Origin of the sequence: Streptomyces sp. NPDC052052, assembly GCF_040680455.1 — a bacterium.
In the GTDB taxonomy this organism is placed as follows: Bacteria; Actinomycetota; Actinomycetes; order Streptomycetales; family Streptomycetaceae; genus Streptomyces.
Window position 1 is genome coordinate 17,067 of record NZ_JBFAWU010000039.1, and the last position, 23,195, is coordinate 40,261.

General features: G+C 70.0%; 22 protein-coding genes. 9 read left to right on the top strand and 13 right to left on the bottom strand.

Annotation, left to right across the window (positions count from 1 at the left end):
- Nucleotides 1-55: 55 nt before the first annotated feature.
- From AB0L71_RS31565 to AB0L71_RS31610, 10 genes are all read right to left on the bottom strand, one after another.
- Nucleotides 56-571, bottom strand: a complete 516-nt coding sequence (locus AB0L71_RS31565; RefSeq protein ID WP_365249772.1) for a GNAT family N-acetyltransferase — start codon at nucleotides 569-571, stop codon at nucleotides 56-58.
- A 109-nt stretch (nucleotides 572-680) separates the two neighbouring features.
- Entirely contained in the window at nucleotides 681-1,448 is a 768-nt protein-coding gene (locus tag AB0L71_RS31570; RefSeq protein ID WP_365249775.1) for an MBL fold metallo-hydrolase, read from the bottom strand.
- 242 nt (nucleotides 1,449-1,690) lie between these two features.
- On the bottom strand, nucleotides 1,691-3,835 hold the full coding sequence (locus tag AB0L71_RS31575; protein WP_365249778.1) for a DPP IV N-terminal domain-containing protein: 2,145 nt from the start codon (nucleotides 3,833-3,835) through the stop codon (nucleotides 1,691-1,693).
- Between the two features lie 495 nt (nucleotides 3,836-4,330).
- Nucleotides 4,331-4,972, bottom strand: coding sequence for a hypothetical protein (locus tag AB0L71_RS31580; protein WP_365249781.1), 642 nt, complete (start codon nucleotides 4,970-4,972; stop codon nucleotides 4,331-4,333).
- A gap of 1 nt (nucleotide 4,973) precedes the next feature.
- Nucleotides 4,974-6,371 (bottom strand): 8-oxoguanine deaminase, encoded by a 1,398-nt coding sequence (locus AB0L71_RS31585; RefSeq protein ID WP_365249784.1) that lies wholly within the window; start codon nucleotides 6,369-6,371, stop codon nucleotides 4,974-4,976.
- Between the two features lie 76 nt (nucleotides 6,372-6,447).
- Nucleotides 6,448-7,395 carry a factor-independent urate hydroxylase gene (gene pucL, locus AB0L71_RS31590; protein WP_365249787.1) on the bottom strand — a complete coding sequence of 316 codons (948 nt, stop codon included), beginning with the start codon at nucleotides 7,393-7,395 and terminating at the stop codon, nucleotides 6,448-6,450.
- A gap of 9 nt (nucleotides 7,396-7,404) precedes the next feature.
- Nucleotides 7,405-7,797, bottom strand: a complete 393-nt coding sequence (gene uraH, locus AB0L71_RS31595) for a hydroxyisourate hydrolase (protein WP_365249790.1) — start codon at nucleotides 7,795-7,797, stop codon at nucleotides 7,405-7,407.
- A 5-nt stretch (nucleotides 7,798-7,802) separates the two neighbouring features.
- Complete coding sequence (gene uraD, locus AB0L71_RS31600; protein ID WP_365249793.1) at nucleotides 7,803-8,327, bottom strand: 2-oxo-4-hydroxy-4-carboxy-5-ureidoimidazoline decarboxylase; 525 nt, start codon at nucleotides 8,325-8,327, stop codon at nucleotides 7,803-7,805.
- 195 nt (nucleotides 8,328-8,522) lie between these two features.
- Nucleotides 8,523-8,900, bottom strand: coding sequence for a helix-turn-helix domain-containing protein (locus tag AB0L71_RS31605; RefSeq protein WP_365249796.1), 378 nt, complete (start codon nucleotides 8,898-8,900; stop codon nucleotides 8,523-8,525).
- Nucleotides 8,897-9,148 carry a hypothetical protein gene (locus tag AB0L71_RS31610; protein WP_365249799.1) on the bottom strand — a complete coding sequence of 84 codons (252 nt, stop codon included), beginning with the start codon at nucleotides 9,146-9,148 and terminating at the stop codon, nucleotides 8,897-8,899. Before AB0L71_RS31610 ends, AB0L71_RS31605 begins: the two co-directional genes overlap by 4 nt.
- Before the next feature lie 507 nt (nucleotides 9,149-9,655).
- On the opposite strand from AB0L71_RS31610, the gene AB0L71_RS31615 reads away from it, so the two are divergent.
- From AB0L71_RS31615 to AB0L71_RS31640, 6 genes are all read left to right on the top strand, one after another.
- The gene (locus tag AB0L71_RS31615; RefSeq protein ID WP_365249802.1) at nucleotides 9,656-11,908 is read left to right on the top strand and encodes an MMPL family transporter; all 2,253 of its coding nucleotides are present in this window, start codon (nucleotides 9,656-9,658) and stop codon (nucleotides 11,906-11,908) included.
- A 262-nt stretch (nucleotides 11,909-12,170) separates the two neighbouring features.
- A complete protein-coding gene (locus AB0L71_RS31620) occupies nucleotides 12,171-13,262 on the top strand; it encodes a histidine kinase (protein ID WP_365249805.1) in 1,092 nt (363 codons plus the stop codon).
- Complete coding sequence (locus AB0L71_RS31625) at nucleotides 13,259-13,933, top strand: response regulator transcription factor (protein WP_365249808.1); 675 nt, start codon at nucleotides 13,259-13,261, stop codon at nucleotides 13,931-13,933. Before AB0L71_RS31620 ends, AB0L71_RS31625 begins: the two co-directional genes overlap by 4 nt.
- Nucleotides 13,934-14,325: 392 nt before the next feature.
- The gene (locus AB0L71_RS31630; RefSeq protein WP_365249837.1) at nucleotides 14,326-15,048 is read left to right on the top strand and encodes a hypothetical protein; all 723 of its coding nucleotides are present in this window, start codon (nucleotides 14,326-14,328) and stop codon (nucleotides 15,046-15,048) included.
- Nucleotides 15,049-15,116: 68 nt separating this feature from the next.
- Nucleotides 15,117-15,671: a GNAT family N-acetyltransferase gene (locus AB0L71_RS31635; protein WP_365249810.1), complete on the top strand. Its 555-nt coding sequence runs from the start codon at nucleotides 15,117-15,119 to the stop codon at nucleotides 15,669-15,671.
- 75 nt (nucleotides 15,672-15,746) lie between these two features.
- Nucleotides 15,747-15,968, top strand: coding sequence for a hypothetical protein (locus AB0L71_RS31640; RefSeq protein WP_365249813.1), 222 nt, complete (start codon nucleotides 15,747-15,749; stop codon nucleotides 15,966-15,968).
- A gap of 22 nt (nucleotides 15,969-15,990) precedes the next feature.
- Here AB0L71_RS31640 and AB0L71_RS31645 read toward each other — a convergent pair whose 3' ends face one another.
- Both AB0L71_RS31645 and AB0L71_RS31650 read right to left on the bottom strand, forming a co-directional pair.
- Nucleotides 15,991-17,598, bottom strand: coding sequence for an AMP-binding protein (locus AB0L71_RS31645; protein WP_365249816.1), 1,608 nt, complete (start codon nucleotides 17,596-17,598; stop codon nucleotides 15,991-15,993).
- Nucleotides 17,595-19,271 carry an AMP-binding protein gene (locus AB0L71_RS31650; RefSeq protein ID WP_365249819.1) on the bottom strand — a complete coding sequence of 559 codons (1,677 nt, stop codon included), beginning with the start codon at nucleotides 19,269-19,271 and terminating at the stop codon, nucleotides 17,595-17,597. Before AB0L71_RS31650 ends, AB0L71_RS31645 begins: the two co-directional genes overlap by 4 nt.
- A 147-nt stretch (nucleotides 19,272-19,418) precedes the next feature.
- Between AB0L71_RS31650 and AB0L71_RS31655 the strand changes: the two genes are divergently transcribed.
- Nucleotides 19,419-20,261, top strand: coding sequence for a LuxR C-terminal-related transcriptional regulator (locus tag AB0L71_RS31655; RefSeq protein WP_365249822.1), 843 nt, complete (start codon nucleotides 19,419-19,421; stop codon nucleotides 20,259-20,261).
- Nucleotides 20,262-20,402: 141 nt separating this feature from the next.
- On the opposite strand, the gene AB0L71_RS31660 is transcribed toward AB0L71_RS31655, so the two are convergent.
- Nucleotides 20,403-21,329 (bottom strand): hypothetical protein, encoded by a 927-nt coding sequence (locus tag AB0L71_RS31660; protein ID WP_365249825.1) that lies wholly within the window; start codon nucleotides 21,327-21,329, stop codon nucleotides 20,403-20,405.
- Nucleotides 21,330-21,633: 304 nt separating this feature from the next.
- Here AB0L71_RS31660 and AB0L71_RS31665 point away from each other — a divergent pair, with 304 nt between their 5' ends.
- Nucleotides 21,634-22,506, top strand: a complete 873-nt coding sequence (locus AB0L71_RS31665) for a DMT family transporter (RefSeq protein WP_365249828.1) — start codon at nucleotides 21,634-21,636, stop codon at nucleotides 22,504-22,506.
- Nucleotides 22,507-22,643: 137 nt separating this feature from the next.
- Nucleotides 22,644-23,069, top strand: coding sequence for a cold shock domain-containing protein (locus tag AB0L71_RS31670; RefSeq protein WP_365249831.1), 426 nt, complete (start codon nucleotides 22,644-22,646; stop codon nucleotides 23,067-23,069).
- The last annotated feature ends 126 nt before the right edge of the window (nucleotides 23,070-23,195 follow it).

Consider the following 23,195-nt stretch of genomic DNA (forward strand, 5'->3'; position numbering starts at 1 on the left):
TCACATGCCCGCCCGTCGGCCAGGGCTCCTCGATCTCATGGACGCGACATGCTGGCTACTGCGGTGAGGGGTCCGTTGCGAGCCGTGCGTGCGTCTCGACGTCATGACGCACCCCCTCGTAGACGAGTTTCCCTCGTTGCAGGCCCTCGGCCGTGAAACCCGCGGCCAGGGCTACCCGGCACGAAGCAGGGTTGTCGGTGCGGTGTCCCAGTTCCAGCCGGAAGAGTCCCAGGTCGGCGAAGCAGCATTCGGCCAGCACCCGGCAGCCGTGGCTTGCCACGCCCTTGCCGCGGGCAACGGAGATGGTCCAGTAGGAAATCCACCCCGTACCGTGCCGGTCGTTGAGGTTGCCGACGGCGACACCGCCCAGTGCCACGTCGGCATGGTCGGTGACCGCAACGCTGTAGGCCACCTGTTGGTACCACTGCTTCCGCCGCCGCTGAATCCATTGCTCGGCACCTTCGACGGTGGTGATGGGTGCGTCGGCTTGCCGTGCCATGACCGGTTCCGTGAAGGCCTCGAGCACCATGGGGACATCAGACGCCTCCCACGGACGCAGACACAGGCCCATCGGCAATCACATTCGTTCACGCATCCGTGGATTGTCTCGGTGTTCCCGGGAGGACACCAGCCCGTCGCACGACGCCAGTCCTTGAGGGCGAACCGTGGCTGACGTCGCGCTAGATCGAGAAGGTGGCCCCCGGTGTGGCATAGTCGACGGGGCCGTCGAACCGGGCCGAGGCACGTGCCACCGCCTGGTGCGGGGCGAGGAACCGGCCGACGTGGGTGACGATCAACCGGCCCGCCCGGGCAGCTTCGGCCGTGTCGCCGGCGTCTTCGGGCGTGTGGTGCACCTGTTCACCCTCGGCCGGCGCTTGGGTGCTCTCGGCCTCGCACAGCAGCACATCGCATCCCTCGGCCAGCGCCGTGAGGTTCGCGCACGGTGCGGTGTCCCCGGAGTAGGCCAGGGATCGCCCCTGGGCCTCGATACGCACAGCGAAGGCCGGCATGCCGTGCGCCACCACCCGACTGGTCATGGTGAGTGCGCCGACGCGCATCTGATGCCCGTCATCCAACTCGTGGACGGCGAAGGCGGACTCGACCGGGCTGCGCTTCGAGGTGTTGGTGAGGAAGTGGGCCAGCCGGTCAGCGATGCCCGACGGTCCGTACAGGGGAATGGGCGCGGCAAGTTGAATGTCCGCGTAGAGCGCCGCGTAGTAGGCGGTGAGCAGGTCCGCGCTGTGATCGGCGTGCAGGTGCGAGATCCAGATCGCGTCGAGCGCGTCGAGCCGGACATGGCGCTGGAGTTGTGCCAGCGTCCCGCTGCCCGCGTCCACCCAGACCCGGGTGCCACCGCTGGACACCAGGTAGCCGGAGCATGGGTTGTCCACGCTCGCATAGGGCGTCGCGGACCCCAGGACAGTGAGACGGAGAAGATCGCCGACCATCCGGGGAGTCTATGGATCGCTTGCTCCACAGACTACTGACGATCACACGAACTCCCTGGGTTACAGCGACCATCGGCCCCAGGGAGTGACGTTCGTTCTTGGTCGGCGAATGCCTCGGCGATGGTTGGTCTGTGTTGTTGGGGGTGTCCCCCGCCTGGCGCATACACAGGGTGATGGCAGCCAGGGAGACCGTGGGGGCAGGTGCCCATGGGCACCTGCCCGTAGCTTGGGGAGGATCGGGCCTAGCAGGGCACCGAGGCGGGGCGGCCGACCAGGTGCCGCTGAAGGAATTCCAGTTGGTGCCCCAGTAGCCGGGCAAACGTGTCGTTGGTCGGTGCGGCATGTGTCATCCCGCTCAGCGGCAGCACCTCGTGCGGCTTCCCGGCGGCCAGTAGTGCGCTGGAGAGTTGCAGCGTACTGGCCGCGAAGACGTTGTCGTCTGCCAGTCCGTGCACCAGCAGCAGCGGACGGCTGAGCTTGGGAGCGTCGACAAGAAGCGAAGACCGCTCATAATGTTCCGGGTATTGGTCCGGCAGACCGAGGAAGCGCTCTTTCCAGCAGGCGTCGTAGAGATGCTGGTCGGTGAGCGGGGCGCCGGCCACTGCGGCGTGGAAAGTGTCGGGTCGGCGCAGCACCGCGGCGGCGGCCAGCATCCCGCTGAACGACCAGCCGCGGATGCCGACCCGGTCGAGGTCCAGCTCCGAGTGGCGCTCGGCGGTCGCGTACAGGGCGGCAACCTGGTCGTCCAGGGTCGGGCCGATCGGGTCACCGAAGATCTCCTTCTCCCAGCGCGGCCCGCGTCCGGGCGTGCCGGCGCCGTCCGTCACCAGCACCGCGAAGCCCTGTTCGGCGAACCACTGCGAGACGAAGGCGTGAGAGGTCTGTTCGGCCATCACCTTCTGCATTGCGGGGCCGCCGTAGGGGTCGACCAGTACCGGCAGCTGGGCATCACCGGCCTTGTGCCAGGACGGCAGGAAGAGGTGTGTGCGCAGTTCACGCGGCCCGACGGCGGCGGATTCGACTCGCAGTTGCAGCAGCGGTCGTTGTGCGTGCGAGTTGATTTCGACGGGCGCGGGGCCATCCGGTTCCGGTCGGCCGTCCCCGGTCAGGCGGTGCACGGCGGTGTGCGAGCCCGGCCGATCCAGCGTGCGCGTGGTGTGTACGAACGTGCCGCCGCAGAATGCGCCGGAGTGCACCCCCGGCTGCTCGGTCAACCGGTGTATGCCCTGGCCCGGACGGTACCTCCACACATGGCGCTCGGTGGGTTCTGCGGCCGCCGTGAAGAGCACCGTCTCTCCGTCCACCGCGAGCACCTCGTACAGCTGCAGGCCGTCCGGCGTGACCGGCGTGTCGTCGATGCTCAGGTGCCGGGTCTCGTCCCGGTCGAGGTAGTCGACGAGCAGGCCGGAAGCTGTCCGCGCGGGCACTCCGGGAACCAGCAGCTCCACCCAGTGCTCATCGTGCCGCTCGGCCAGGAGGCTGGTCGTGCCGCCTGCCGGGTCGACGGCCAGTACCTGGAGCGTGCGTTGGTCGCGGCTGAGTACGGCGGCGAACGGACCGTGCCCGTCCCAGCCGGCCGCGGGCAGGTACTCGAAGCCGGTCCGGTCCCAGCAGACCTCGGTGAGGTTGCCCGCCAGATCGGCGATCCAGAGCGTGACTTCGGCGTTGGCGGTGCCGACCCGCGGGTAGCGCATCGTGCGCGGCGGCTTGGCGGGGTCGGCCGGATCGGTGATGTACCACAGCCCGACCTTCCGGTTGTCCACCCGGGTGGTCAGCAGCCGCTCCCCGTCCGGTGCCCACCAGTACGCCCGGTAGCGGCCCATCGACTCGCTCGCCACATGCTCCGGCAGGCCGAAGAAGACGTCCGGACCTTCCGCCGGCTCGGGGGCGGCCACCGTTCGGTCGCCACTGCCGTCGGCGCTGATCACCCATAGCGCGCCGCCGGAGACGTAGGCGATGTTGCGGCCGTCCGGGGACGGGCGGGGGTCCACCACCGGCTGCTGGGCGGGCAGTTGCCGGACGGCGCCGGAGCCGGTATCCACCACCCACAGCTGCCCGGAGAGAGCGAACGCGGCCACCTGGGCGGCCGTGTCGGTGGCGTAGTCGGTGATCCCGGCTGTCTGCTGCCGGGCGCGTTCGCGCCGGATGCGCTCCTCCTCCGGCACCTCATCGGTCTCGTCGCCGAGCAGCCCGGCTGGGTCAGCCAGCAGTCGCTCCGCGCCGGTTGCCAGGTCGAGCGTCCACAGGCACCCGACCGGATCGTCCCCGGCCCGGCTCCGCAGGAACAGGACACCGCTGCCGTCCGGCGCCACGGTGAAGCGAGCGGGTGCGCCGAGGGTGAAGCGGCGGGTGCGGGCGAGCTGTCGCAGAAGTGGGGATGTCACCATGCCTGGCACTGTGTCATTCGTTCGGTAGAGCAGCATGGGAATATCGAGATCGTTCACCGTGGACTTCATCATGCCGACTCGCTTGCGGCCGGCTCAGGCAGCCGTGCCGAAACAGGTGGCAGCCCGGCACCAGGCGTGTTGAATCAACCGGTGATCTGAGAAGAATGTCAAAAGCCTTGGGCTCTCCTGGAGTTCGGGATCGCGGGAGCGCAGGTAGCCGTCCTCGCCGAAGTGCATCCGCTTCGTGCACCCGTTGCATGCCTCGGCCTTGTTCGTCGCCTGCGACCGGGGAGCCGGCCCTCGCAAAGTGAGCGGACACCGGGACGTTGGTCCGGTCCGTCCCGGCCACTCGCCTGAAGGGGACTTGGCGGCGGCCCACGCGTGGGACCCGCCAGTCAGCTGTCGTCGGTTCCCTCAATCCGGTAGGCGGTGGAGCGGGGCTTGTGCCGCTGACAGCCGGTCCACAGGCCCCGTTCGGAGAGCCAGGCGGGCTGGCTACAGGTCCACAATCCAGGGGTGCCCCGGGTGTACGCGGGCGAGTAGCTCGGCCAGGGTCTCGCGCTGAGCCGAAGTCATGTGCGGGAAGGTCGCGTCGAAGTCGGTCTGATCCTTTCGGCGGGCGTGCTTGGCCTTGAACAGCAGGACCAGTTCGGGTGCCAGATAGGGGATGCCGTCCTGGGTGTGGTGGACGATGTCGCTGTAGGGAAGCCGGATCCTTTCATCACGTCGGCAGATCCAGGTGTCGCCGTCGTGCGGTTCGCGGAACACGTCGAGCAGGTAGGTGCCGGTGGCCGGATCGCGCAGCCATGTCTGATGTACGGCAGCCAGCACCTCCGGTGTGGCGTTCTCCCAGATCCGGCCACTGCCTACCGCGTCGAAGACGTATCCGGGGAAGCGGTGGAGGACCTCGGGAAAGCTCGCGGCCGGAATCGCGATCTCGATGTCCCCGTGCGCACGAGTCCGCCTGCCGCGGAACAGGTCCAGCGCCCAGCCCCCGGCCACATACCAGGGCGTGCCGATCCCGGCCAACTGCTGCGCGACCTCCCTCGGGGTCCAGCAGGATGACCACCTTGCGTCGAGGTCTTCGATCTCGTCGGGGGTCAGCTCGACGCCGCAGCCGGGCAGTTGCTCGCTCAACTCAGGCTCCGGCGACGGTCTGCGCGAGGCGGCGGGCCTCGTCGCGGCTGGCGCGGGCGATGGCGTCCTCGTCCGCGGTGATCAGGTGGTTGTCCTCGACGACCGGTTTGCCGTTGACGAGGGAGAGGGTGACGGGGGCGGCCGCGCCGAGGATGAGTGCGGTCACCGGGTCGGCGATGGAGGCGTGGGCGAGGGTGTCCAGTTTCCAGAGCACCAGGTCGGCGAGTTTGCCGGGCTCCAAGGAGCCGATCTGGTCAGCGCGGCCGAGCACTCTGGCCCCGCCGTATGTGCCCAGGCGCAGGGCCTGACGGGCATTCAGGGCCTTCTCGCGGTGGGCGCCGAGGCGGTTGACGAGGAGGGCGTTGCGCAGTTCGGTGTGGAGTTCGCCGGACTCGTTGGATGCGGTGCCGTCGACGCCGAGGCCGATCGGGACGCCCGCGGCGAGCATGTCCGGCACCCGGGCGATGCCCGCGGCGAGCCGGGCGTTGGACGAGGGGCAGTGCGCGACGCCTGTCCCGGTGCGGGCGAAGGCGGCGATGTCGGAGTCGTTCATGTGGACGCAGTGGGCCATCCACACGTCGTCGCCGAGCCAGCCGGTCGACTCGAAGTAGTCGGTGGGCCCCATGCCGAAGAGTTCGTGGCAGAACTTCTCCTCTTCCACGGTCTCCGAGCCGTGGGTGTGCATGCGCACTCCCTTGCGGCGGGCCAGCTCGGCTCCCTCCTTGAGGAGTTCGGTGGAGATGGAGAACGGGGAGCAGGGTGCGACGGCGATCTGGGTCATCGAGTCGAACGAGGGGTCGTGGTGCAGGTCGACGGTCGCCTCGGTTGCGGCGAGCGCACCGTCAAGGGTCTCCACGGCGAAGTCCGGCGGCAGTCCGCCGTCCTTCGCACTGCGGTCCATGGAGCCGCGGGCGAGGGTGAACCGTACGCCCATGTCTTGGGCGGCCCCGATGATGGCGCCGGACAGATCGCCCGATCCCTGCGGGTAGACGTAGTGGTGGTCCATGGCGGTGGTGACGCCGCCGCGCGCCATCATGGCGAGCGACCCCTGCGCGGCGGCCCGGACCATCTGCTCGTCGATGCGTGCCCAGGTCGGGTACAGCGCGACCAGCCAGTCGAACAGGTTGTGGTCGGTGGCCAGTCCGCGAGTGATCCACTGGTAGAAGTGGTGGTGCGTGTTGACCAGGCCGGGGGTTGCCAGATGACCGGTGCCGTCGATGCGGCGGACGACGTTCTCCAGGCCCTCGGGGGCCCGGCCCGCGCCGACGGCTTCGATGCGGTGGCCCGCGACGACGACATGGCCCGAGGCGTACTCGGTGTCCTCCGCGTCGACGGTCGCGATCGCGCAGTTCTCGATGACGATGCGTTCGGGGTGCTCAGAGGCGGCCGATGCTGCCATGTGGCGCTTCCTTTTCCTGTCCGGCGAATGGGGGCGGCGGCGCCCGAGGATGGAGGGAACGGGACCGCGACGGGCGTCAGAGGTTGGTCATGTCGGCCGGGATCTGCTGCTCGGACCCGTCCCGCAGCACGGTGGCCTCGATCAGGCCGTACGGGCGGTCCGCCGCGAAGTAGACCTCGTTGTCGTTCGTGAGCCCGAACGGTTCGAGGTCCACCAGGAAGTGATGCTTGTTGGGCAGCGAGAAACGGATCTCGTCGATGTCGTCGCGGTTTTCGATGACGCGCAAACCCATCTGGTACAGGGTCTGTTGGAGGGAGAGGGAGTAGGTGTCGGCAAAGGCCTGGAGCAGGTGTCCGCGGGTCAGCTCGTAGGACTTCTCCCAGTTCGGCATCCGGGCCTCGTCACCGGTCCAGTTGTACCGCCACTTCGCGGACACCTCGGTCGCCAGGATGCGGTCGTACGCCTCCTGGAGTGTGGTGTAGCGGTCGTTGGCGTAGCCCCAGAACTCCGAGTCGGTGGAGTTCATCACCACGAGGTCCTTGAGCCCCGAGACGATCTGCCAGGTCTCGCCGTCGAAGGTGATCTGGGTGGTGCGCGTCTCCTGGCCCTTGCGCACGAAGGAGTGCTTGGACTCGTCGGCGCCGGGGAACCGCGCCGGGGCGTCCGCGGTGGCGATGCGCTCCCAGGCGTACTCCTCGATCCGGATCCTGGCGGTCCTGATCGGCTCCTGCGAGGAGACGAAGTGGCGGGCGAGGTGGATGCCGAACTGCTCGGCCGACTCGATTCCGTGTTCCTTGGCGAACGCGTACACCGTGTTCTTGGTGGTGTCGGTCGGCAGGACATGGGCGTTGGAGCCGGAGTAGTGGACGTCGTCCATGTCGCCGGAGAGGGAGACGGAGACGTTCAGGTCCTTGATGTGGTGGGTGTCGCCGTCGCGGGTGATCCTGACGACGCGGTTCTCCGCTTTGCCGTACTGGTTCTGACCGAGCATCACGGGGCGGGGGCGGGGCGAATCGGCGGTCATGTCGGTGTCCTAACTCCCTCGGTAGACGGAGTAGCCGAATGGGTTGAGCAGCAGGGGTACGTGGTAGTGCTCGCCCGGCGTGACGGCGAAGGTGATGACCACCTCGGGGAAGAAGGCACCGCCGCCACCCGCACGAGGGGCGTCCGGCTGTGCCTCGGCTTGCTTCCGGCCGTCGAAGTACGCCTCGGTCTCGAAGTCGAGCCGTACATGGGTGGTGCCCGCCGGCAGTGCCGGCAGGTCCTTGCAGCGCCCGTCCGCGTCGGTCGCGGAACCGCCGAGCGCCGTCCAGGGGGCGTCGCGTCCGCTGCGGGCCGCGAGACGGACGGTGACGGCTGCGGCCGGGCGGCCGATGCTGGTGTCCAGGATGTGGGTGGACACCGATGCGGTGGCGGGGGTGCTCACGTCCTTCACGCTCCTTGCTGTGACGCGTCTTCGGTGACGAGACGGGTGAGCCGGATGCGGTTGATCCTGCCCAGTTCGGTGCGGACGTGTCCGCGCTCCTGCTCGGGCGAGTTCCCGATCCGGGACTTCAGCGCGTCGCGCATCTGCTCACCGGTGGCTCCGGTGGCGCAGATCAGGAAGACATGCCCGAACCGTTCCTGGTAGGCCAGGTTCAGTTCGAGCATCTCGGCCCTGAGCTCGTCGGTGGCGTCGGACATCCCGCGCTGTTCGCGGGCGGAGGACGGGTCTCCGGGCTTCGGGCGCCCGATCGGCGGGTGTCCGGCCATCGCGTCGGCCAGGTCCTGAGTGGTCAGCGCCGCGGTGGCGGCGTCACTTGCGGAGAGAAGGTCGTCCACGGTGGTGTACGGGCGCCGGGAGACGATCGCCGTCCCCCAGGCCGCGCTGGCGCACACCTCGTGCAACGCCGCGGTGGCCTGATCGTCCGCCAGCGTGTTGAACCGGGCCAGGCCCGGTGTGGAGCTCGAAGTCACGGGAGCCTCCGTGGCTGTGTTCGCCGTGCGTCACATCGCGTCGGTCGGGCTGCGGACAGCTAACGCCCTCCACTCCACCACGTCAACAGTTTGTTGAAGTGACGCGCAGGTAAAAAGTCGTCGCTCATTGCCCCGGACGAGGGCCTGCCTCAAGCTCCTGCGGCATTCGCTCACCTACGGGCCCGACTCGCCCAACTACTCACCTCTGGCTGCGGTTTCCCTGTTGAGGTAGTTGTAGACGGTGAATCGGCTGACCCCCAGCGCAGCCGCCACCGTCTCCACTCCGTGGCGTACGGAGAACGCACCGCGCGCTTCCAGGGTCCGCACCACCGACTGCTTGGTCCTGCGGTCGAGCTCGGCGAGCGGCATGCCGTGCCGGCGTTCCAGGGCGGCCAGGATGTGGTCGAGCGATTCCGAGATCTGGGGCAGCCGGACCGCTATGACGTCCTCGCCCTCCCAGGCGAGCACGATGTCGTCGGCCCGCGCCTGCTCGGTCCCGATCAGTTCGGCGCCCAGGGCGTCGGCGAGCGGCTTGACGGCGGTGACGAAGGGGTGGTCCGTCGGCCCCGTCACTTCGGGCCCTCCCCGATCACGTTGACCTGGAGCGACACCCGGGTGGCCCCTGACGCCAGCGTTCTGCGCAGCAGGGACTCCATGGCGGCGAGCACCTCGTCCGCGCCGCCTTCCGCCGTGTTGCCGAAGGGGCCGACGTCGACGGCGTCCAGGTCGGCTGTCTGGAGGACCTCACGGGCCACGACCGCGTGGGCGGGCGCCTCGTCGAGATCGAAAGGCTCGGTGGTGAACTCCACTCTCAAGCGCACTACTCCCCCAAGGCATCGCTCTGGCCTGTGTGTTTCCTCAACCCTTCGGTTGAGGGGGCGCTTCTGGGGCACATCCCCGGCCACGGCACCGAACGCTCCGGCACGACCTTAACGGACTCCCCCGCGGCGATCAGCAGTGATGCGTAACCCCCGTAGCCCTCGTCGGCACCCCGGCCTGTCCCGGGTATTGACCTTGCTCCCGCAACCCCGCACGCTGTCCGGGGCAAGGTCACCCCCTTACGGCCACTCTCCGGCGTACTCCTGGAGGGCCTTCTCCTCCTGTGGCAGTACGTGAGCCTCGCCGGCCACGACCGAATCTCATGCCACGGCACCAGGCGCGAATGCGTGCCAGGCGACGATGCCGATGAGGCACCACTCCACGAAGGATGGCGGCATACATACGCTCCGCTCAGGCGGTGGCGCTGCTTCCCCTCTGCTCCTATGGCAAGCCGGGCTGCGTGCTCGGCAGGCAGCCCCTGCCGAGAACCAGACTGGAGAGCCTTCTTCGTGGCCACGTTCCTCTACCGACTGGGCCGGCTGTCGTTCCGTAAACGACGCTGGTTCGTGTTGCTCTGGGTGGCGATCCTCGCCGCCGCCATGTTCGGCGCGGGGAAGGCTCCAGCCGCACCCGAGGACTCGATGTCCATTCCGGGGACGGAGACCCAGAAGGCCTTCGACCTCCTGGACGAGCGTTTCCCCGACAGCGGCAGCTCCCAGGGGTCCACCGCCCGGCTCGTCTTCGTCGCCCCCGACGGACAGAAGGTCACCGCGAGCGCCAACAAGGCCGCCATCGAGCACACGGTGAACGAGCTCGCCGACGGCGACCAGGTGAGCACTGCCCTTGATCCCTTCACGACGCACGCCGTGAGCAAGGACGGCACCACCGCGTACGCCACCATCACCTACGAGGAGTCGAGCAACAACCTCACCGACTCCACGACCTCCGCGCTCAAGGACGCGGCGCAGGACGCCCGCGACACAGGGCTGACCGTGGAGATCGGCGGCGACGCGCTTCAGACGATGGAGATGTCCCCCGCCACCGAGATGATCGGTGTCGTCGCCGCGGCGGTCGTGCTGCTGATCACCTTCGGGTCCGTCGTGGCCGCGGGCCTGCCGCTGGTCACCGCGCTGCTCGGCATCGGTACGGGCGTCGCCATCATCACGGCGCTCGCCAGCACCATCGGCTTCTCGTCCACGACCACCACGCTGGCGATGATGCTGGGGCTCGCGGTCGGTATCGACTACGCCCTCTTCATCGTGTCCCGGTACCGGTCCGAACGTGAGGAGGGCCGGGATCCCGAGGAAGCGGTCGGGCGGGCCGTGGGCACGGCAGGCTCGGCCGTGGTCTTTGCCGGCCTCACCGTGATCATCGCGCTCGCCGGCCTGTCCGTGGTCGGCCTGTCGATGCTCACGAAGATGGGTCTGGCCGCGGTGTTCACGGTCCTGATCGCAGTGCTGATCGCCCTGACGCTGCTGCCGGCGCTGATCGGCTTCTTCCCGAAGGCCGTGCTGCCCCGGGCCCTGCGCAAGAAGGAGAAGGGGAAGAAGCGCGGGTCGGATGAGACTCCCGCGCCCGCAGCCGACACGCCCGCGAAGGAGGGCCTGGGCGCACGCTGGGCGCGCTTCGTGATCCGGCGACCGCTGCTGGTGCTTCTGTTCGGTGTGGTGGTTCTGGGTACCTGCGCGGTGCCGGCGCTCGATCTCGAACTGGGGATGCCGGGCGCCGAGTCGAAGTCCACGTCGACCACCGAGCGCCGGGCCTACGACGCCCTGTCCGACGCCTTCGGGCCCGGTTTCAACGGTCCGCTGACCGTCGTCGTGGACGGCAAGGGGGCCGACGATCCCGAGGCCGCGGCCGCGACCGTCGTCGACGACCTCAAGAGGACGGACGGCGTCGCCGGCGTGACCCCGGCCATGTTCAACAAGGCCGGTGACACCGCCATCGTCACGGTCACCCCGTCGACGGGTCCCGCCACCACCGAGACCAAGGATCTTGTTCACACCCTTCGGGACAAGGCCGACGGCATCGAGGCCGACACCGGCGCGGAGATGCTGGTCACCGGCAGCACCGCGGTGAACATCGACCTGTCCGACAAGGTCACCAGCGCGCTCCTGCCCTACCTCGCGCTCGTCGTCGGTCTGGCCTTCCTGCTGCTGATGGTGGTGTTCCGCTCGATCCTCGTACCGCTGAAGGCCGCGCTCGGATTCCTCCTCTCGGTGTGCGCTTCGTTCGGCGTGATCGTGGCGGTCTTCCAGTGGGGCTGGCTGGCCGATCTGTTCGGCATCGAGACGGTGGGGCCGATCTCCAGCATGATGCCGATCTTCCTGATCGGTGTGGTGTTCGGCCTGGCCATGGACTACGAGGTGTTCCTCGTCACACGCATGCGCGAGGCGTACGTCCATGGGGAGCGGCCCGGACAGGCGATCATCACCGGATTCCGGCACAGCGGCAAGGTCGTCGCGGCCGCCGCCGTGATCATGATCTCGGTCTTCGCCGGGTTCATCGGGATGAGCGAATCGATGATCAAGATGATGGGGCTCGGCCTCGCGTCGGCCGTCTTCCTCGACGCCTTCATCGTCCGTATGGCCATCGTCCCGGCCCTGCTCGCGCTCCTCGGGCACAAGGCCTGGTGGCTGCCGCGATGGCTGCACAAGGTCCTGCCGAACGTGGACGTCGAGGGCGAGAAGCTGAACCGGACCCTCGAGCCCGCTCAGGTCTCCGGGACCGGTCCGGCCGAGCACGAGCCGAGCCACGTCTGACCGGCTGCTCCCCTACGCGTCGGTGGGCCACCCCGGCATGGGGTGGCCCACCGACCCGGTCCGGATCACGACGCGCATCGGGGATGCTGGTGAGGCAAGGGCACACTCAAGGGCCGAGGCGGAGGGACACAGGGTGATCAGCGAGTTGCGGAACGTCTACCGTCGGCGCCCGCGTGCGGCTGACTGTGCCCTGGCCCTGGTCGCTTTCGTCCTGAGTGTCATCGGGAGCGCCTCTTACCCCGCGAGCCCGACGCAACTCTCCATGCCCGACCCGTTCGTGGTGGCGGTCGGCGCCGCGGGGTCGGCGGCCCTGCTCCTGCACCGCGCCCGTCCACGGCTGACGACGGCGTTCACCACCGGGTGTGCGCTGGCCCAGACCCTGGCGGGCGTCCAGCTCAACCCCGTGCTTCAGGCACCGTGTCTGATGTCGCTCTTCCTCCTCGCCGTCCGCACGGACCGGCGTACGGCCCGTGTCGCGACGGTCGGGGCCGTCACGGCTCTGCTCGCGGCCGTGCTGACCCAGGACCTCGGATTCCCCGGGGGGTTCGTCATCCTCGGTATGGTCTCGTGGACCCTGCTGCCCGGCGCCGTCGGGGACGCGGTGCGCAGCAACACCGAGTACCTCGCCGCCGCCGAGGCCCGGGCCGAACTCGCCGAGCGCACACGCGAGGAAGAGGCCCTGCGCCGCGTCGGCGAGGAACGCATGCGGATGGCGCGTGAACTGCACGACGTGGTCGCCCATCACATCTCGCTCGCCGCCACACAGGCCCACACCGCCGTGTACCTCATGCGCCACCACCCGGAGCGCGCGCCGGAGGTCATGGAGAACCTGTGCGACTCCACCGACGAGGCGCTGCGAGAGCTCAGGGCGACCGTCGGCCTGCTGCGCCAGAGCGATGACACCGACTCCCCGCGCGACCCCGCCCCCGGACTCGCCCGGCTACCGGACCTGCTGACATCGTTCGAGCGCGCCGGCCTGGATGTGGATGTCACCACGGAGGGAGACGCGCGGCCGCTGTCGCCCGGCGTGGACCTGACGGCCTACCGGATCATCCAGGAAGCGCTGACCAACGTCACCAAGCACGCGGACACCGGTGACGCCCGGGTGCACCTCGCCTACACCAGAGACTGGGTGACGATCACCGTCGTCGACGACGGCCGCCCCGAGGCCCGCGTGCCCCTTCCCGGTCGGGTGTCCGGCTACGGGCTGATCGGCATGCGGGAACGGGCCCAGTCCGTCGGCGGCCGACTGCAGGCCGGGCCCAGGGCGGAGGGCGGGTTCGCTGTCTCGCTCGGACTGCCGATGCACAGGACCGCACAGCATCCGCCCCACCAGGAGGTGCCGCACCCGTGACCGTTCGCGTACTGCTCGCCGACGACCAGGCCCTCGTCGCCGGGACGTTCCGCATCCTGATCGATCTGAGCGAGGACCTGGAGGTCGTGGGGGTCGCGGCCAACGGCCGGGAGGCCGTCGATCTGGCCCGCGCCGGCCGCCCCGATGTCGTCGTGATGGACATCCGCATGCCGGTCCTCGACGGGCTCGCGGCGACGGCCGAGATCACTGCGGACGAGGCGTTGCGCGCGACGAAGGTGCTCGTGCTGACCACGTTCGAGACCGACGAGTACGTCGCAGAGGCCATCCGCGCAGGCGCATCCGGCTTCCTCGGCAAGGGCATCGGCCCGGAGGAACTTCTCGCGGGGATCAGGACCGTGGCGGGCGGGGACGCGCTCCTGTCGCCCGCCGCCACGCGGACCCTGATCTCCCGGTTCCTCGCCGCTCCCGCAGGCGAACCCGTGGGCGTCGCAGAGGAGGCCCTGCCCGAACTCACCGCGCGCGAGCGGGAGGTGGTCGCCGAGGTCGCCGGCGGCCTGTCCAATGACGAGATCGCGGAGAAGCTGTACGTCAGCCCGCTGACCGTCCGCAGCCACGTCCAGCGCGCCATGACCAAGCTCGACGTGCGGGACCGGGCCCAGCTGGTGGTACGGGCCTACCGGTCCGGCCTGGTCCGGGCCCCGCGCGAGTAGATCGTCGCGGTGGGTTGTGCGGGGCCGGGTCGGGTGCGGATCATCCGGAGCGCCGTCGCGCTCACGCTGTTGTGGCCCGGGGTGGCGAGGTAGGCGAACCGTCCACGCAAGCGGCCCTCGGGTACGTCAGTAGCCGGCCGGGCGGAACATCCCGGCAACGAGCGTCGCGCCCTGGGCGCTACCGAGCAGCACCGCATGCCCGGGAATGGGCGCGAGTACTACCGGCACGAGCGCCACGAAGTACGCCAACTCCCCGCCCGGAACCCTCCTCCTGGTGGACCATGGGGGCGCGGAGGCGAGGCCGGCCCGTGCCGGTCGGCGCCGTTGTGTTGCGGTGCGCCGGGGCAGTCGCCCGCCGCCGAGGCGCGCATCCGGGCCGGAGGGAGTCCATGGTGGAGTCGGTGCCGGTACGCTGTCCGGCCTGTCGCCGGGAGCACACGTACAGCACGCCGGCCTATCCCTGCCCGTGCGGTGCGCCGACCGCCCCGCCGGTGCTCCGCGACGCCCCGGTCGTCCCCCTCACGCACCGCACCTGGAACGACGACTGGGTGACAGTGCGCTGTCGCGCCTGCGGGCGCCACGACCACTGGCCTCAGCCGGAACTCTGCTGCCCGTGCGGCGTCGTACTGCGGATACCGGTCCGGCCGGTGGCAGAGGCGGAAACCGGCCGTGCTCCCGCACGGGGACCCGGGGCCGAGGCCAACCGGCCGCTGCCGCGCACGGCGCCGCCGTCCCGGCCGGTCTTCCAGCCGCTGCCCGTGCGCACCAGGCGCGACGCGGTCGCTAGTGCCGCGCTCTATCTGCGGTGGCTGGGCTACCGCGAAGTCGTCCGGCCGGTGGAGCGCACCCCCGCACGGATCGACCTGCGGGCCGCCGGACTGATCGCCCAGGTCGAGACGGCTCCTCGCCCGACGACGCTGCGCGACGTCGAGTGCCTCTGGCTGAACGCGCTGAACGCGTCGACCACCGGTGTCCTCTTCTCCCTGGCGGGGTACGCGGCTGCCGCCGAAGCGCGCGCGGAGGGTCTCGGCATCCCGCTCTTCCGGATGGACCTCACGGGAATGCCGCAACCGGTCAACGGCCCGGCGGACGAGCTCATCAGCACCGGCGCCTGAGCGCGCATCCGCCGGCCATACTTCCCGCCCCTCCCATGCCTCCCGCCCGAACGGTCATACTGGGCCGTATGCGCATCCGGACCGCCCGCCGCTCCGATCTCCCCCTCCTTCAGGACATCGAGCGTGCCGCGGGCGAACCGTTCCGCGCGCTCGGCATGCCGACCGTCGCGGACGACGACCCTCCGCCGCTCGACCTGCTGGACGGCTACCGCCGGGCCGGCCGCGCCTGGGTGGTCACCGGCCCCGACGACCGCCCGGTCGGCTATCTGATCGCCGATCCGGTCGACGGCGCGGCCCACATCGAACAGGTCTCCGTCCATCCGTCCGCCGCGCGGCGCGGCCTCGGTGCCGCGCTCATCGGCCATCTCGCCGGATGGGCGCACGAACGAGGCCTGGGCGCGCTGACCCTGACGACCTTCTCCCACGTCCCGTGGAACGCCCCGTACTACACCCGCCTCGGCTTCCGTACGCTGGACGAGGCGGAACTCACCGACGGGCTGAGGAAGATCAGGGCGAACGAGGCCGAACACGGCCTGGACCGCTGGCCGAGGGTCTGCATGCGGCGCGACATCCCGGGCGCCGGCCACGATCCGCGCCCCCGTGGAACCGGGCGACACCACTGAGTGGATTCGGTCACGTTCGAGCTCCCGGACACAAATGTTCGGCTCGTTGTCAGTGGCGGGCCTTAAGGTGGGCGCATGGCATTAACTCCACGACGCACACACCGCCTTCACTCTTCGCACGCGACCCGACCCACGTCCCCGTCCGCCGTCGCGGCGAACGAGGCGATCCGGGCCCTGGTCGACGCGCGAGCGGGGCAGGGCTGGTCCTCCGTGGAGTCCGCCGCCTATGAGGTGCTGCTGATCGAATGGGCGGCCGCGACCCGGGGCTTCGCCGACGACATCATCGAGGCCGCCTGACCACACCCCGGGCCCTCGGGTCCTACCGGACGTAGCCCTCCCGCAGTTCGATCTTGCGCACCTTCCCGCTGACCGTCATCGGGAAGGCGTCCAGGATCTGCAGAAGTCGCGGGATCTTGTAGTGCGCCAGTTGTTCGCGGCAGTATCCCGCCACCTCGTCCAGGCTCGGCGGGTCCGCCGGGTCCCTCGGGATGACACAGGCCAGGATCTCCTCACCGTAGGTGTCGTCCGGTACACCCACCACCTGCACGTCCGCGATCTTCGGGTGGCCGTGGAGGAACTCCTCGATCTCCCGGGGGTACACGTTCTCGCCACCGCGGATGATCATGTCCTTGATCCTGCCGACGATCTGTACGTAGCCGTCCTCCCGCATCACCGCGAGGTCCCCGGTGTGCATCCAGCGGCCCGCGTCGATCACTTCGGCCGTGCGCTCGGGCTGTTCCCAGTAGCCGAGCATCACGCTGTAGCCGCGGGTGCAGAGTTCACCCGCCTCGCCGCGCTCCAGGGTCACGCCGGTCGCCGGGTCCACGATCTTGACCTCGATGTGCGGCAGGACGCGGCCCACGGTGCCGGTCCGGCGCTCCAGGTCGTCGTCGCGGCGGGTCTGGGTGGAGACCGGTGAGGTCTCCGTCATGCCGTAACAGATGGACACCTCGTCCATGTGCATCTCGGCGACGACCCGCTTCATCACCTCGACCGGGCACGGCGATCCGGCCATGATGCCGGTGCGCAGCGAGGAGAGGTCGTACGAGGCGAACCCGGGGAGGTTCAGCTCCGCGATGAACATGGTGGGGACGCCGTAGAGCGAGGTGCACCGCTCCTGTTGGACGGCGGCCAGCACGGCGGCCGGTTCGAAGGCGGGGGCCGGGATCACGATGCAGGCACCGTGCGAGGTGATGCCGAGATTGCCCATGACCATGCCGAAGCAGTGATAGAAGGGGACGGGCAGACAGACCCGGTCCTCTTCGGTGTAGGCGATCATCTCCCCCACGAAGTAGCCGTTGTTCAGGATGTTGTGGTGGGAGAGGGTGGCCCCCTTGGGGAAGCCGGTGGTGCCCGAGGTGTACTGGATGTTGATCGGGTCGTCGCAGGACAACTCGGCTTCGCGGGCCGAGAGTTGTCCGGACGTCACAGCGCCCGACCGGTCGAGCAGTTCGCCCCAGGACGGGTCGCCGATGTAGTGCACGGCGCGCAGGGCGGGGCAGTCGGCGCGGACCTGCTCGACCAGTGTGTGGTAGTCGCTGGTGCGGTGCGCGAGGGAGGAGACCAGGAGCGATATCCCGGCCTGCTGGAGCACGTACGCCAGCTCGTGCGCCCGGTAGGCCGGGTTGATGGTGACCATCACGGCGCCGATGCGGGCGGTGGCGTACTGCACGAGCACCCACTCGGGGCAGTTGATCGCCCAGATCCCGACCCGGTCCCCCTTGGCCACACCCGATGCCATCAGCGCACGGGCCAGCTCTTCGACGTCCGCGCCGAACTCGGCATAGGTCCAGCGCCGCCCCGACGCGACGTCGACGAGCGCCTCGCGCTCACCGAACGCCTCGATCGCGCGGTCCAGATTGCGGCCGATGGTGTCGCCCAGCAGCGCGGTGGTCCCGGTGCCGTGCGCGTAGGACAGCCCGCTCATCGCAGATCCCCCTCGTCGTACTCGGTGCCGGTGCCCTGGGCCGTGCGCTCGCGCAGTTCGATGCGGCGGATCTTGCCGGAGACGGTCTTGGGAAGGTCGGCGAACTCCAGTCGGCGGACCCGCTTGTACGGAGCGAGGACCGTCCGGGAGTGCTCGAACAGCACCTTCGCCGTGTCCGGACCGGGCTCCCAGCCCTCGGCGAGCACGATGTACGCCTTCGGGACGGCGAGCCGTACCGGGTCGGGGGCCGGGACGACGGCCGCCTCGGCGACCGCCTCGTGCTCCAGCAGGGCGCTCTCCAGCTCGAACGGCGAGATCTTGTAGTCGGAGGCCTTGAAGACGTCGTCGGCGCGGCCCACGTACGTGATGTAGCCGTCATCGTCCCGGGAGCCGATGTCACCGGTGCGGTAGTAGCCGCCCGCCATGGCCTCGGCGGTCCGGTCCGGGTCGCCGTGGTAACCGGTCATCAACCCCACCGGACGGTCCGACAGGTCGAGGGAGATCTCGCCCTCGACCGCGCCCGGCTCCCCGGTGACCGCGTCCAGGAGCTCGACCTTGAAGCCGGGGCTGGGCCGGCCCATCGATCCGGCCTTCAGCAGCTGCCCCGGAGTGTTGGCGACCTGGACGGCGGTCTCGGTCTGGCCGAAGCCGTCCCGGATGGTGACCCCCCAGGTGCGCCGCACCGTCTCGATGACCTCCGGGTTCAGCGGCTCGCCGGCCGCGACGACCTCACGCGGCGGGGTCCTCAGCTGCGAGAGGTCGGCCTGGATCAGCATCCGCCAGACCGTGGGCGGGGCGCAGAAGCTGGTGACGCCCGAGCGGTCCATCTCCGCCATCAGCCGGCCCGCGTCGAAGCGGGTGTAGTTGAAGATGAAGACGGTTGCCTCGGCGCTCCAGGGCGCGAAGAGGTTCGACCAGGCGTGCTTGGCCCAGCCGGGCGAGGAGATGTTGAGGTGGACGTCCCCGGGCTTGAGGCCGATCCAGTACATCGTCGCGAGGTGGCCCACCGGATAGGACACATGAGTGTGCTCGACGAGCTTGGGGCTGGCGGTCGTCCCGGAGGTGAAGTAGAGCATCAGCGGCTCGTCGGCCTCGGTCTCGCGGTCCGGGGAGAAGGTCTCCGGCTGATCGTCCGCACCGGTGTACGCAAGCCAGCCGGGAACGTCCGCGCCGACCGCGATCCGGGTGTAGTCGCCGGGCACCTCGTCGAACTTGGCGGTGTCGGTGTCCCGCACCAGGACGTGCCGGACCCGACCGCGCTCCACCCGGTCGCGCAGATCGACCGGTCCCAGCAGCGGGGTGGCGGGGATGACAACGGCGCGCAGCTTCATCGCGGCGAGGGCCGTCTCCCACAGTTCGACCTGGTTGCCGAGCATCACGAGGATGCGGTCCCCGGCACGCACCCCCTGGGCGCGGAGCCAGTTCGCGGCCTGGTGGGAGCGGGCGGACATCCGGGCGAAGGACACCTCGGTGCGGCTGCCGTCCTCCTCCACGATGTGCAGGGCGGTGCGGTCGTTGTCCCGGGCGATCGTGTCGAACCAGTCCAGTGCCCAGTTGAAGTGGTCGGTCCGGGGCCAGCGGAAGCCGTCGTAGGCCGCCTGGTAGTCCTCGCGGTGCTGCAGCAGAAAGTCCCGGGCAGCCCGGAACGTCTCCGTCGCACTGGTTGCCGACATGTGCCCTCCTCATTGCGGACCGGACCGGTCGATTAACATGATGTGAACAGTGACCCAGATCTCACCACCCCCGAACGGGGGGTGCGCGGCATCAGGGGCTGTCGAGCCCGCGGAGCCGGGGCAGGGACCGGCCGGAGAGGCGTCAGCATGCCGGAATCCGTCGATGTCGTCGAGATGCGAGCGGCCCTGTCGCGGCTGCGCCGGACCAGCGGACTTCCCGTCGTCTTCGGCGGGCTGCTCTCGGATGCACGTCATGCCCGGATCGCCGAGCTGAACGGGGCACAGACCGCCGCTCTGCGCGGGCTCGTCATCTCGGCCGGCAGCGGGCTCGGGGGCAAGGCGATCGCCCTGTCCCGGCCCTGCGCGGTGACCGACTACCACGCCTCACGCCACATCAGCCACGAGTACGACATCGCGGTGGCGGCGGAGGGCCTGCGTTCGGTGGTCGCGGTGCCCGTCGTCGTACGGCGCACCGTACGCGGTGTGCTGTACGGGGCACTGCGCCAGCCGGTCATGCTCGGGGACCGCACCTTCGACGCGGCGGTCGCCGCCGCCCGGGATGTGGAGCAGGCCCTGGTCGTACGGGACGAGGTGGAGCAGCTTCTGGCGGTGAGCCGGGACCGGATCGCGGATCCGATGGCGGCGCCGGAGGCGTGGGAGGACGTCCGCGAAGCCCACCGTGAACTGCGGGCCCTGGTACCGAAGGTGACCGATCCTGCGTTGCGCGAGGATCTGCTCGCGGTGTGCGAACGGCTCGTGTCGGCGGCCGGTGCCCGTGCGCCGCGGACCGGCGGGGTGCATCTGGCGCCGCGTGAGGTGGACGTGCTGGCGTGTGTGGCCGCGGGGGCGACGAACGCGGTGGCGGCGCAGCGGCTCGGGCTGCGGCCGGAGACGGTGAAGGGGTATCTGCGTGCGGCGATGCGCAGGCTGGGGGCACACACCCGCCTGGAGGCGGTGGTGGCGGCACGGCGTGCGGGGCTGCTGCCCTGAGGACGGGGTCCGGAGTGTCCGGGCGGCCGATGACGCATGTGGTGGTGCGGCGGTGAACTGCCCCTGCTCACATGGTTGTTGAGGTGCCGGACCCCGCCTCATCGCCGACATCCGGACGATGGCAGGCGGCGGGGCCGCCCGTCAGGCGGCCTCGATCAGCTCCCGCAGCCTGTCGTAGCCCGGGGCGAGGGCGCGCAGTCCGGCCGCGACGGCCCCGTCGTTGCCCGCGACCAGCTCGTACTGGAGGGCGCCGAGCCGCCGGGCCTGTCCCGCCGCGGCGTCCGCGGCGTCTTTCCGTCCGATCAGGTCGAGGCAGGTGGCCGCGTCGCAGAGCCGGCGGGCGCCCGCCCGGAAGCCGAAACTCTCCAGCATCTGGCGGGTCTCGGGGGCGAGTCCGCGTTCCAGCTGTCCGGCCAGGCCGGCGAGGGCGTCGACTCCACCCGACGACCCGGGCGCGTTGGGCAGGTCGTAGCGGCCGGCCAGCCAGCGGGCCGCCTCCGGGAGCGAGGCCCGCAGCGCCTCGCCCGGCTCGATCCGGGTTTCGCGTACGAAACGGCTGCGCATCACGTACGGCGTCGTGATGTACGCGACCTCCTCGCCCCGCCACGACTCCAGGAACGCGTCCAGCGGCAGCGAGGCGTACGGATGCCCGTGCGGGTCGTGGAAGACGACCGTGCCCTCCTCCACCGCGAGGACCACGACATAGTGGTCGGCACCCTGGGCCGTACCGGAACCGGGCTGGTGCAGCAACAGGCCCATGTCCAGCGGGCCGACGAGCACCGGCCCCTCCTCACACGCCGCGCGCAGCCGCTGCGCGGCTTCCTCGGGCGTACCGCCGTCGGTGCGCTCGCAGCGCCAGCCCAGGAGTCCGATCGCCGCGTTCAGCCCGATTTCCGGATCCCAGCCATAGGGGTCGAAGAAGGGAACCCTTCCGCCGATGAGCTGCACACCGAAGGGTGAGCCGGTCAGGCACTCCACGATGTGCGTTCCAGGGGCTTCGGAACCCCACATCATCGTCAGCGAGTTGGTGTAACAGTAAGGACCGGATCCCACGTACGGAAAACGCATGAAGCAGATCTCCACCCTGACCTTCGAACAAATTTTCGGCAGCGTATCACCGTGGAGTGGGAACCCTTTCCGGTAGGACGCGCCCCGCAGCAGCACCGCGTACCGGTACTTCGATCTCGATGCCGCGCTCCGGAACGGCCCACATGGCGGAAACCGGCGCACCTGACCACCGGCGCACACCTCCCTGACGACCCGGTCCGCGCCCGGGGCCACCCACGCGCCGCCCGACGGGCGGCGCGGGTTCCGCCATGCCCGGGCGGCGCAGCACCCCGGATCGGAGGCCGTCGGCCCGCATGATGGGTGGGTGATCAGTGTCCTGTTCGCCATTCTGACCGCGATCAGCAACGGTGCCGCCTCCGTCCTCCAGCGCCGCGCCGCGCGGACCGTGCCCGACAGCAAGGCGATGCACCTGTCGCTGATCGGGCAGCTGCTGCGCCGACGGCTGTGGCTGGCCGGGATCGGCCTGGTGATCGTGGCGGCCGTGTGCCAGGCCACGGCGCTGGCCACCGGGCCGATCTCCCTGGTCCAGCCGATCTTCGTGATCGAACTGCCGGCCACCCTGCTGCTGGCCGGGTTCGTCATGCGGGTGCGGATCTCCCGGACGGTCTGGTACGCGGTGATCGCCGTCACCGCGGGGCTGGCCCTCGGCATGGCCTCCGCGGCCCCGGGCGGCGGCACCACGTCGGTGACCGGCGCGGCCTGGTTCACCGCCCTGGTCCTGACCGGCATCTTCGAGGCCGTGGTGATCGCCGTGGCCCTGTCCGCGCGCCGCAACCTCCGGGGCGCCCTGCTCGGCCTCGCCGCCGCCTGCGGGTACTCGCTCACGGCCGCGCTGATGAAGGACGCCATGGGTCGGCTCACCGGCGGCGGAGCGGAGGCGCTCTTCACCTCCTGGCAGCTGTACGCCACGGCCGCGGCCGGAGTGGGCTCGCTGTTCCTCCTCCAGAACGCCCTCCAGGCCGGCGTGCTCGCCGCGGTCCAACCGCCGCTCACCCTCGGCGACGCCCTCATCAGCGTGGTGTACGGGGTGACGCTGTTCGGCGAGAAGGTACGCACCGGATGGTGGCTGCTGCCCGAACTGGTGGCGCTCGTCCTGATCGCCCTGGGGTGCGTCCACCTGGCCCGGTCCCCGCTCGCCTCGGGCACCGCGCCGCCTCCCGAGCGCAAGCTCAGATGACCCGCCACGTCGGCTTCCTCGACCGTTCCGGGCGGTTGCCCCGGAACGGTCGCGCGGCACGGCCCCGCGGGACTATCCTCCGGTCCAGCCATGGATGGCGGACGGGCAAGGGGCCCGGTTCCTTCTTGGGGGTTGGTGTGGTCACTGGTCGTGTGGTGCGGTTCGACGGCGCACGCGGATACGGCTTCATCTCACCCGATCACGGCGGTGAGGATGTCTTTCTCCATGTGAACGACATGCTGATTCCCGAGTCGTATGTGCGTACGGGTACCGCGGTCGAGTTCGAGATCGAGGACGGTGACCGCGGACTGAAGGCCTCGTCCGTACGGCTCGCCGAGGGGGCCGACGGGAAGCCACTGACCCCTCCGCGGCACGCCTCGGGCGGCACTTCCGCGGCGTCGGACGACGACGCCCTGTGCGATGTGCTCAGTGCGGCCGAGTTCACCAGGGACGTGACCGACGTCCTGCTGGAGTCGGCACCGTCACTGACAGGGACTCAGATCCTGCAGATCCGGAGCGGGTTGCTGCAGTTCGCCAAGAACCACGGCTGGACCGAGGGCTGATCGCCCCCCTGCCGCCGCCCGCCGCCCTCGTGGCACGGGCGGGTCGGCACGCGTGGCAGGCCGAAGAACATCCTCGCCGCCACCGAGGAGTCACTCGCCCGCCTGGAGCGCGAGCCGGACCTCGTG